The following is a 10,023-nucleotide window of genomic DNA, read 5'->3' on the forward strand; positions in this document are numbered from 1 at the left end:
CGCGCCCGCCAGCGAAAAGCCCGCCTTCACGGCGGGCTTTTTTTGCGCCGGCGAATTCAAGCCGGCAGGAAGGCGGTGGCCTCGATCTCGAACAACATGCCGTCCAGCGCCAGCCGCGGCACCGGGATCAGCGTGCAGGCCGGAGCCGGCAGCGCGCCCCAGGCGGCGCAGAGCTCCGCGCCGAAGGCGCGCAGCCGCGCTTCGCTGTGATCGACGATCAGCACCGTCAGCTTGGCGACATGGGCGAGATCGGCGCCGCCGGCGGCCAGCGCGAGGCGCAGATTGGCCAGCGCTTGGCGCACTTGCGCCTCGAAGCCGTCGGCCAGCTCGCCGGCGGCGTTCTCGCCGCCCTGGCCGGCCACCAGCAGCATGCGGCTGCCGGCGTCGACCACGGCCAGGTGGGAATAGCCGTTGGGCGCCGGGTCGTACAGGCCGGCGGGATTGCTCAGGCGGAAGGGGACTGCCTTGCTCATCGACTTTCTCCTTGCGGTTTGCGGGCGGCGCCGAGCGCCGCGCCGGGGATCAGCGGGTCTGCGCGGCGACGGCGGCCGGGCTTTGCATCGCCTCGGCATAGCCCTGCGGCGCGAAGCGGCGAGTCAGCACCAGCAGGCTGGCGATCAGCAAGGCCAGGCACAGCCAGGCCAGGTTAAAGCTGGAGGTGGCGTCGCGGATCCAGCCGGCGGCGAACGGCGCCACCGCGGCGATCAGATAGCCTATCCCCTGCACGAAGGCCGACAGCTGGCCGGCGTTGCGCGCGTCCTCGTAGTGGTGCAGCGTCAGGATCATGGTCAGCGGGAACAGGCCGCCCACGCCCAGGCCCAGCAGGGCCACCCACAGCAGCAGGCCGCCGTGCGGCGCCAGCACCATGCCCAGCAAGCCGGCCAGCACCGCCAGCAGCACCAGGGTCAGCCAGCCGCGCATGTCGTGGCTGCGCGCGGACAGCAGCGGGATGGTCAGGCCGGACACCACTTCCATGCCGGTCATGAAGCTGAGCATCAGGCCGCCTTGCTGCTGGCTCCAGCCCAATTGCACGAACAGGGCGGGCAGCCAGGCCAGGGAGCTGGCGTAGACCGCGGTGCCGATGCCGAAATAGAAGGCCAGCAGCCAGGCGCGCGGAATCTGGCTGAACCGCGGCGCGCGGGCGGCGGAGCCGCCGCCGGGAGCGCCGCGCGGCGCGCAGAGCAGCCAGCAGGGCAGCGCCAGCGCCGCCAGCGCGGCCCAGGCGGCCAGGCCGTTCTGCCAATGCGCGCTATGCGCGGCCAGCCACGGCGCGCCGGCGGCGGCCAGCGAGGCGCCGGCCATGATGGCGGTGATGTAGAAGCCCATCAGCGCCGATACCTTGTGCGGGAAGTGCTGCTTGATGAAGCCGGGAATCAGCGCCTGGGCCAGCGCGATGCCGATGCCGGCCATCAGCGCGGTGGCCAGCAGGGCGCCGAAGCTGGCCGGCAGCCAGCGCAGCGCGCTGGACAGCAGGATCAGCAGCAGGGCGATGACCACGCCCTGACGCGCGCCGGCGCGGCGTTCCAGCCAGCTGCCTAGGAAGGCGCCGGCGCCCATGGTGGCCACCGGCAGCGTGGTCAGCAGCGAGGCGTCGCTGAAGCTCATGCCGGTGGCGTGGCGCAACTGGTCCAGCAGCGGGCCGATGGCGGCCAGGGCGGGGCGCAGATTGAGGCCCACCAGAATGATGGACAGCGCCAGCCACAGCGGGCGCTGAACGGAGTTGTCTTGCTTCATGATGTCTTGCTTTCGGTGGGGAGGGGGCGAGGCGGGGACGCCGCTTCGGTTTGCGCTTCTCCGGGGAAGCTTTGCAGCCATTGGCTCAGCAGCGCGGCCAGTTGCTCGCGTTGCGGCCCGGCCAGCGCGGCCAGCGCGCTTTCCTGGGTGGCGATGTGGGCGCTCATCGCGCGTTCAATCAGTTCCAGTCCGGCCGGGCTCAGACGGATCAGCATGCCGCGGCGGTCGTTGGGATCGGGCAGGCGCTCCACCCAGCCGGCGCTTTCCAGCCGGTCCAGCCGTTTGCTGACCGCGCCGGAGGTCAGCAACAGCGTGGTGTACAGCATGGTGGGCGATAGCTGATAGGGCGCGCCGGCGCGGCGCAAGGTGGCCAGCACGTCGAATTCGCCGTCCTTCAGCCCGAAGCGGGCGAAGTTGTCGGCCAGCGCGCGCTCCACATGGGTCACCAGCCGCGCCAAGCGGCCGATGACGCCGATGCTGGCGCTGTCGAGGTCGGGTCGCTCGCGCCGCCATTGGGAAATGATGGTGTCTATCTTGTCCATGGCGGCGATTATGTCATGGATATGTATTCCTTGGAAGATATTTCACTTAAAGTATCTTTATGTGAAATTATTTGATCGGAATGGGCGCCTGCGGCGGCGCCGTCCCGCGGATGAGCGTTGACAGGCGCTCAGCCGTCCTGCAGCCAGGCGGATTTGAAGTCGAACCAGCCCAGGCTGTTGAGGCGCACGCCCTGCATCTGGGCCGGGCCCTGCAGCCGCAGCCAGTTGTGAAACAGCGGCAGCATCCAGCGTTGCTGGACCACGGCGGCGGACAGGTCCTGGGCGTGGAACAGGCCCTGGCGCCAGCTCTGCTGCCATTGCGCCAGCGGCAGCGCCGGCTCCAGGCAGCGGCGCAGCAGCGGGGTGCCCAGCACCCAGGCGGCCACCGAGTATTCCGGCCGGGTGGCGAAGTTGACCGAGCCCAGCCACAAATCGGCCTCGGCCCGGCCTTGTTCCCAGTCGGCGTAGGGCAGCGCGCGGCACTCCAGCGCCACGCCGTGGGCTTGCAGGCAGCGCGCCATCGCGGCGGCGATCAATTGGTATTCCGGGTGCTGTTCGTAATAGGCCAGCCGCAGCGCGCTCAGTCCGGCCGGCGGCTGCAGGTTCAGCGTGGGCTGGGCGTGGTGCCAGTTGGGCAGCAGGCCGGCGGCGGGCGCCCAATACTGGCGCACCGCCGGCGCGGTTTCGTGGATGACGGCCAGCGGCGCCAGCGCCTGGGCCAGCCAGTCGCGCAGCGCGGAGTCGTGCAAGCGCGGCGAGCGGCCGTCGGTGAGCAGGAAGTAGACGCCGGACTCCAGCGCCATTTCGGTCTGCACGCTGGGCTCGCGCGGATTGATGCGCACCTCCAGGCCGCAGACCTGGCCGTTGCCGTGTTCCAGTTGCTCGCCCAGCTCCGGCATCATCCAGATGTCCACCTGGTCCAGCAGCGCGCGATAGCCGAAGTAGTCGTCGAAGGCCTGTAGGCACAGTCTGTGCCGGGTGTTGGCGGCGACGCGGTAGGGGCCGGTGCCCACCGGGCGCGAGCCGAAGTCGGCGCGCGCGGCGTGGTCGGCCGGCAGGATCAGCGCGGCGCTGTCGGCCAGCAGCCAGGGCAGCCATTGGTCGGGCTCGCTCAGCTCCAGCGCCAGGCTGCGCGGCGACAGCGGCCGCGCCGCGATCAGGTGGGAGAACAGCGGCTGCCCGCGCAGCCGCTGCAACGAGGCCTGGACGTCGGCGACGCCGAGTTCGCCGCCGTCGTGCCAGCGCACCGCCGGGCGCAAGTGGAAATGCCATTCCAGCGCGCTTTGCTGCTTCCAGTGATGGGCGAGGTCGCCTTCCACTTCCCCTTTTTCCTCATTTATCCGGGTCAGGCCGTTGAAGATCTGGCCGACCAGGTGCCGTTCAGAGCGGCGCAGCGGCGTGCCGGGGTAGAGATTGGGCAGCGGCCGGTAATAGGGCACGCCCAGCACCTGGCGGTCCTGGCTCCAGCGCTTGCCCAGCCGCGCCAGCAGCAAGGGCGCCAGCTCGCCGCGGTCGTCGCCCAGCAAGTCCACCGCCTGCTCCACCCGGCCCTGTTCCAGCAACTGCGCGGCGCGTTCGCGCTGCAGCTGCTCCGGCGCCTGCAGGAAGCTCAGCCGCGAACGCATGCCGCGGCCGGCCTGGGCCTGCCAGGTTATCCAGCCTTGCGCCTGCATCTGCTGCAGCAGGCTGCGCATGTGGCGGCGGGTGCAGAACAGCAGGTCGGCCAGCTGCTGCAGCGAGACGGCGTCTGCCTGGCCGGCGAAGTGGCGGTGGAGTTTCTGATATTGCTGGGCGAGCCGCGCGGACATAAGAGGAAGTTTCCTGATTAAAAGTCAGCAATTTTTATTGCCTCATATTGCGCCGACAATACTCGCATCCACAGCGGGAGTCCACAGCGATGAAAACCGATCCTACCTACTTGTTTTACCAACGTTTGCTGGACGGCAAAAAGCCGGTGTTCGGCCTGACGCCGCAGGCGGCGTTGCAACGTTTGAACGAGCTGATGCAATGGCAGCCGCCGGAGGAGGACGGCGCAAAAAAAGAGCCGGGCGAACCCGGCTTGGAAGGTGCTGAGGAGAACGAGGGAATTCAGAATCTGTTCAAGGCCTGGCGGGCCAGCGCCAGACCTTGAAGCGGCTCTCAGCGCAGATAGGGCAGGTAGGGTGCCTCGTCGCGGATGGCGTAGGTCTTGCCGCCCAGGGTCACGCTGAAGTTGCGCGGACCGGAAATCGGCAGATAGTAGACCACGGCCAGGCTGACGCTCTGGCCCGGCGCCAGGGTTTGCCAAGTCGGCAGTTTGACCGACACGCGGTGGGCGTCGCCTTTCAGGCCGCCGATATTGTTGCCGCTGTGCCCGACGCTGATCACCTTGAGCCCGAAGCCGGACTGGTCGGCGAAGTTGGACGGCGCCGAGGTGGGCACGTCGAACTGGAACTCGGTGCCGCCGGGCAGGCTGCTGCCGGAACGGTTGGTGATGGTCAGCTTGGGGTTGATCGGATAATTGCTGTCGCCCAGCGCGAAGCCGTCTAGCGAGAAGCCGACGTCGATGGCAGCGGTGGCGGCCGGCGCGGCGGCGGGCTTGACGCTGACGGCGGCGGGCTTGCTGAAGGCGTTGTACAGCAGGCTGGTCAGCGTGGTGCCGATGAAGTACTCGCCCTTGCCTCCGTTGCGATCCTGTTTCCAGTCGTAGTCGCCGGCCAACTCCCAGAACATCACGCCGCCGACGTTGTTGGCGTCGACCCAGGCGGCTTTCTTGGCGATGGACTGCTCATCTTCGGTGGACAGGAACACTTTCTTGCCGGCGTTCCACAGCCACGGCGCGGTCAGGGTGTCGTTGTAGAAGCGCTGGTAGCTGCCGCTGAGCTGGTTCTCCGGCTTGCTCGGGTCCAGGTAGGCGGACAGATAGCTGCCGGCCTGGTTTTTCTCCAGGTTCTTGGCGTGCCACATCGGGTTGGAGCCGGCGCCCACTTCGCGGCCCTGCTCGTCCAGGTCGTGCCACAGATTGTCTATGCCCACCGCGCCGTCGCCGCAGGTTTTCAGGCCGGTCGGGCAGTTGCTGCCCACCGAGGTGCCCCACAGGCCGTTGCCGCCGCCGTTGACGTTTTTCCAGCCGCGGGTGTAGTAGGGCACGCCGACATTGACGCGCGCCGCCGGCAGGCCGCCGCGGTAGTAGTGGTAGGACCAGTCGGTGTTCAGATAGCCGATGCCGCCGTATTGCGCGGTGGTGTAGACGCTCCAGCGCGCCAGTTCGGCGTCCTTGCCGTCGTCGTACAGCGCGGCGTTGGGGCCGACGAACTCGTTCCAGGCGCCGTGCAGGTCGTAGGACATCACGTTGACGAAGTCGAAGTTGCGCAGGCTCTGGAAGGCTTCCATGCCGCGCAGCAGATAGCCGGAGGCCGGCACCGCGGCGGTGAGCTGGTAGTAGCGGCCGTCCTGGGCGGCGGCGCGGTCCAGCCGTTCGCGCAGCGTCCGGGTCAGCGCGTTGAAGCCCTTGTTCAGCGAGCCGCGGCGGGCGTTGGCGACGCTCCAGTCCAGCGGGTTGCCGGAGTCGTTCATCGAGGTCGGGTATTCGAAGTCGATGTCCACGCCGTCGAAGCCGTATTTGCGCAGGAAGGCGACGGCGGAATCGGCGAAGGCGTCGATGCCCGCCTGGTTGACGCTGCCGTCGGCGTTGATGGTCATGCTGTAGAAGCCGCCGCTGTTGACGCGCTTGCCGTCGGCGCCGAAATAGCCGCCGGTTTCGGCCCAGCCGCCCACCGAGACCAGGGTTTTGACGCCCGGGTATTTGCGCTTGTACTGGGTCAGCAGATTGAAGTGGCCCTTGTAGGGCAGGCTGGCGTCCATTTCCGCGCCGGGCACGCCCGGCCAGCTCATGTCGGTGGCCGGGTTGCCGGGGTTGTTCTCGCCCACCGACAAGCGGTTGTTGCCGTCCACGTGGGCGAAGGCGTAGTTGATGTGGGTCAGCTTGCCCCAGGGGATGTCGCTGGCGAGGTAGGCCGGCTGGCCGTTCTTGCCGGTGCGCCAGCTGGTGAAGTAGCCGATCAGCCGCTTGCGGCTGCCGTTGGCCAGTTGCTCGGCGCCGCCTTTCTGGTAGGCGGCGCAATACGGCACGTCGACGCCGTCGGTGCGCGCCAGCCCTTCCGGCCGGCACAGCGCGTTGCCGGTGGGCGGCGGCACTTGCACCAGCGGCGGCTCGGTCGGATTGCCGCCGCCGCCGTCGCACTGGCCTATCAGTTTCCACGGACTGGCGTCGCCGGCGGAGGGGGTGTTGCCCTGGGTCCACCACTTGGCTTCCCAGGTCTGGCCTTGGTAGCTGACGCGTTGGCCGCCGGTGTAGATCGAGGCGGCGCTCCAGGCCGGATCGGCGCAGCTGGCGGCCGCGGTCTTGATCAGGCCGTCGCGCGCGGCGGACGCCGGCGCCTTGGCGGCGGTGGGGGCGTGCTGGGCGGCCAGCAGCGCGGCGCCGGCCACGGCGGTGCCGGCCAGGCCGGTTTTCAGCAGCAGTAAGGCTTTGCTCACAGTCCATCTCCTTCTTTGAAAAAGGCGGGGCGAAAGGCCGGCGCGGCGCGCCGACTTGTATTTAAGTTGTATTAAAGTTGTATGTAAGTGGTATTGGACCTAAGCATGTGCAGGGAAGGACTAAGCGCACACCTGTTCTTTTTTTCAGGTGTATTCGCCTTGTTTTTTGCTAGCGATGGGTCGCGGACGAGCGCGCCGGCGGCGTCGGGCCGGGCAAAGCGCCGCGGGGGCTGCGCTTGCGCTGTCTGGGGCTTTGGGAGGGGGAAGCAGCTGCTGCGAGAATGCTGCAATGCGGCGCGGCGGCCGTGAATAATGGCGAAGCGGACGAACTGTCGTTTTTTCGCGGCAGGAACTGTCGAAACCGGTTTAGTCGAAGCTCAGTTGACTGCCGGCGGCGATGGGGTGCTGGCGCGCCAGCGCGTGGCGGGCGTAGCCGGTGCAGTGGCAGGCGAACAGGCGCTCCGGCGCCAGCTGCTGGAAGTAGCGGCGGGTCCGCCAGACGCGCCACGGCGCCGCGCTGCGCAGATGAAAGCCGCCTATCACCGCGTGGACGCGCGGCTCGGCGCAGACTTCGCGCGCGTAGTCGACGATGTGGCGGATGCCGGAATGGGCGCAGCCGCTGAAGATGATCAGGCCTTGCTCGCCGCGGCGGACCAGCGCCGAGTCGTCGGCCACCGGGTCCGGCCGGCTGCCGCGCGCGTCGACGAGGCGGCCCAGCGCGCCGCGGCCTTCGGCGTGGCGCAGCCGCGGAATCTGGCCGAGGAAGACGTAGCGGTCGGCGAAGGCGTGCGGACGGGCGTGCAGCTGCAGCTCGAAACTGGCTTGCAGATCGGGCTCGGCCAGCGGCGAGCCCAGCTTGCGCAGCGTGAACGGCCCCAGCCGCGCTTCGCGGCGGCGGAAGGCCTCTGGGTGGGCCAGCAGCGGCAGCGGCGGCGCCGCGCGTTCGCGCAGCAAGCGGCTCAAGGCCGGCAGGCCGCCGCTGTGGTCGTAATGGCCGTGGGACAGCACCACCTGGCTCAGCGTGGCGAGATCGACGCCCAGCCGGCTGGCGTTGTATAGCAGCGCGTCGCTGCGGCCGGTGTCGAACAGGATGCGGTGCGGGCCGTCTTCGATCAGCAGCGCCAGGCCGGGCTCGGCGATCAAATCCGGCCGCAGGCTGTGGTTTTCCGCCAGCACGGTGACGCGCATCGTTTATTGGCCGCGCATGAACAGCTTGTCCAGCTCGCGCATCGACAGCCGGGTCCAGGTGGGGCGGCCGTGATTGCACTGGCCGGAGCGTTCGGTGGCTTCCATGTCGCGCAGCAGCGCGTTCATTTCCGGCAGCGTCAGCTGGCGGTTGGCGCGCACCGCGCCGTGGCAGGCCATGGTGGCCAAGAGCTCGTTGCGGCGTTCGGTCAGCACCTGGCTGAGGCCGAATTCACGCACGTCCTTCAGCACCGCGCGAGCCAGGTCCACCGGGTTGCCGTCCTTCAGCCACACCGGCACGCCGCGCACCGCGATCTGGGTGGGCGACAGCGGCGCCAGTTCTATGCCCAGCCGCTTCATCTCCTCGCCGTGCTCGTGGGCGGTGGCCACTTCCATGCGGTCGGCGGCGAAGGACACCGGCAGCAGCAAGGGCTGCATCGGGATGGTGTCGGCTTCCAGCGCGGTTTTCAGCTGCTCGTAGACAATGCGCTCGTGGGCGGCGTGCATGTCCACCAGGATCAGCCCGTCCTCGCACTGGCTGAGGATGTAGACGCCGTGCAGCTGCGCCAGCGCGAAGCCCAGCGGCGGAACGCCGTCGGCGCTCTGCGGCAGCGCGGCGACGCGCTGCGGCGGCAGGCTGTACTCGACGGGCGCCGGCGCGGCGTCCTGGGCGCGTTCTTCCTCGCGCAGGCCGCCGAACAGCTTGTCGTAGATGCCGGTGGCTTCCCTGGCCACGTGCAGCGGCATCGCCTGCTGCTGGTAGCGGAAGCCGGCTGGCGACGCGCCGCCGGCGGCCGGCGCGGCGGGGCGGCTGAACGGTTTGTCGAACAGCGGCGCCGATTCGCCCTGGGCCAGCGCCGGAGAGGCCGCCGCGTCGGCGTCGGCGATCTGAACCGTGGGCGCGGCGCCGGCGGTGGTGCCGGCCAGCGCCTTGTGCACGCTGTGGAACAGGAACTGGTGGATGGCCTGCGATTCGCGGAAGCGCACTTCGATCTTGGTCGGGTGCACGTTGACGTCGACGCCGGACGGCTCCATGGTCAGGAACAGCGCATAGGCCGGGTGGCGCTCGTGGTGCAGCACGTCGCGATAGGCCTGGCGCAGCGCGTGCAGCGCGGTCTTGTCGCGGACGAAGCGGCCGTTGACGTAGAAGTACTGGGCGTCGCGGCTGGCCTTGGAATAGGTGGGGGAGGCGACGAAGCCGCTGAGCGTCAGCGGGCCGGCGGCGGTGTCGATCTCGATGGCGGCGGCGACGAAGTCCTTGCCCAGCATCGCGGCCACGCGTTCGGCCAGGCTCTGCGCCGGCAGGCGCCAGATCACCTTGCCGTTGTGGCGCAGCATGAATTCCACGTGCGGGTTCGCCAGCGCGATGCGTTCGAACACCGCCTCGCAATGCGCGTATTCGGTGTTTTCGCTTTTCAGGAATTTGCGTCGCGCCGGGGTGTTGAAATAAATGTCCACCACTTCGACGCTGGTGCCGTGCGCGTGGGCGGCCGGCTCCACCGGGTGCAGCGCGCCGTCGATGGCGATGACTTGATGAGCGTGTTCGGCGTCCGGCGGCCGGCTGACCAGGGTCAGCCGCGACACCGAGGCGATGCTGGCGAGACCCTCGCCGCGAAAACCCAGCGTGGCGACGTTTTCCAGATCGTCCAGCGAGGCGATCTTGCTGGTGGCGTGGCGGTCCAGCGCCAGCGCCAGGTCATCCGCGGCGATGCCGCCGCCGTTGTCGGTGACGCGCAGCAGCTTGATGCCGCCCTGGGCCAGGTCCACCGTAACCTTGGTGGCGCCGGCGTCCAGGCTGTTTTCCAGTATTTCCTTGAGCGCGGAGGCGGGGCGTTCCACCACCTCGCCGGCGGCGATCTGGTTGACGAGGTGGTCGGGCAGGCGTTGGATGCGTTTCATGGGCGGCATTGGGCGTGATGTCAAAGCAAAAGGCCGCGCGAAGAACCTGTGCAAAGTCTGCTGCGCTTCGGCGATACGGCGTTGAAATCGTCTTCAGAATGCTCATGTACCGTCTGTACACTCCGCTTCTTCAGCCGTTTTCGCC

8 protein-coding genes are annotated in these 10,023 nt (G+C 68.6%); 1 reads left to right on the forward strand and 7 read right to left on the reverse strand.

Annotation, left to right across the window (positions count from 1 at the left end):
- Positions 1-56: 56 nt before the first annotated feature.
- From VK98_RS14355 to sgrR, 4 genes are all read right to left on the reverse strand, one after another.
- A complete protein-coding gene (locus VK98_RS14355) occupies positions 57-473 on the reverse strand; it encodes a RidA family protein (protein ID WP_048414688.1) in 417 nt (138 codons plus the stop codon).
- A gap of 49 nt (positions 474-522) precedes the next feature.
- Entirely contained in the window at positions 523-1,734 is a 1,212-nt protein-coding gene (locus VK98_RS14360) for a cyanate transporter (protein WP_048414689.1), read from the reverse strand.
- On the reverse strand, positions 1,731-2,276 hold the full coding sequence (locus VK98_RS14365) for a MarR family winged helix-turn-helix transcriptional regulator (RefSeq protein WP_048414690.1): 546 nt from the start codon (positions 2,274-2,276) through the stop codon (positions 1,731-1,733). The genes VK98_RS14360 and VK98_RS14365 overlap by 4 nt, the downstream gene beginning before the upstream one ends.
- Before the next feature lie 128 nt (positions 2,277-2,404).
- Positions 2,405-4,084, reverse strand: a complete 1,680-nt coding sequence (gene sgrR / locus VK98_RS14370; RefSeq protein WP_048414691.1) for an HTH-type transcriptional regulator SgrR — start codon at positions 4,082-4,084, stop codon at positions 2,405-2,407.
- A gap of 89 nt (positions 4,085-4,173) precedes the next feature.
- On the opposite strand from sgrR, the gene VK98_RS14375 reads away from it, so the two are divergent.
- Complete coding sequence (locus VK98_RS14375; protein ID WP_048414692.1) at positions 4,174-4,407, forward strand: hypothetical protein; 234 nt, start codon at positions 4,174-4,176, stop codon at positions 4,405-4,407.
- 8 nt (positions 4,408-4,415) lie between these two features.
- On the opposite strand, the gene VK98_RS14380 is transcribed toward VK98_RS14375, so the two are convergent.
- The 3 genes from VK98_RS14380 to mutL form a co-directional block, all read right to left on the reverse strand.
- Positions 4,416-6,794: a glycosyl hydrolase family 18 protein gene (locus VK98_RS14380; protein ID WP_048414693.1), complete on the reverse strand. Its 2,379-nt coding sequence runs from the start codon at positions 6,792-6,794 to the stop codon at positions 4,416-4,418.
- 366 nt (positions 6,795-7,160) lie between these two features.
- A complete protein-coding gene (locus tag VK98_RS14385) occupies positions 7,161-7,982 on the reverse strand; it encodes an MBL fold metallo-hydrolase (protein ID WP_048414694.1) in 822 nt (273 codons plus the stop codon).
- Positions 7,983-7,985: 3 nt separating this feature from the next.
- Positions 7,986-9,878: a DNA mismatch repair endonuclease MutL gene (mutL, locus tag VK98_RS14390; protein ID WP_048414706.1), complete on the reverse strand. Its 1,893-nt coding sequence runs from the start codon at positions 9,876-9,878 to the stop codon at positions 7,986-7,988.
- Between the last annotated feature and the right edge of the window lie 145 nt (positions 9,879-10,023).

The sequence above is a fragment of the Chromobacterium sp. LK11 genome, assembly GCF_001043705.1.
Classification (GTDB): domain Bacteria; phylum Pseudomonadota; class Gammaproteobacteria; order Burkholderiales; family Chromobacteriaceae; genus Chromobacterium; species Chromobacterium alkanivorans.

Excerpts from the sequence above, each read along its gene's own strand:
- VK98_RS14355 (WP_048414688.1), bottom strand. The coding sequence starts at position 473 with ATGAGCAAGGCAGTCCCCTTCCGCCTGAGCAATCCCGCCGGCCTGTAC.
- VK98_RS14360 (WP_048414689.1), bottom strand. The coding sequence starts at position 1,734 with ATGAAGCAAGACAACTCCGTTCAGCGCCCGCTGTGGCTGGCGCTGTCC.
- VK98_RS14365 (WP_048414690.1), bottom strand. The coding sequence starts at position 2,276 with ATGGACAAGATAGACACCATCATTTCCCAATGGCGGCGCGAGCGACCC.
- sgrR (WP_048414691.1), bottom strand. The coding sequence starts at position 4,084 with ATGTCCGCGCGGCTCGCCCAGCAATATCAGAAACTCCACCGCCACTTC.
- VK98_RS14375 (WP_048414692.1), top strand. The coding sequence starts at position 4,174 with ATGAAAACCGATCCTACCTACTTGTTTTACCAACGTTTGCTGGACGGC.
- VK98_RS14385 (WP_048414694.1), bottom strand. The coding sequence starts at position 7,982 with ATGCGCGTCACCGTGCTGGCGGAAAACCACAGCCTGCGGCCGGATTTG.
- mutL (WP_048414706.1), bottom strand. The coding sequence starts at position 9,878 with ATGAAACGCATCCAACGCCTGCCCGACCACCTCGTCAACCAGATCGCC.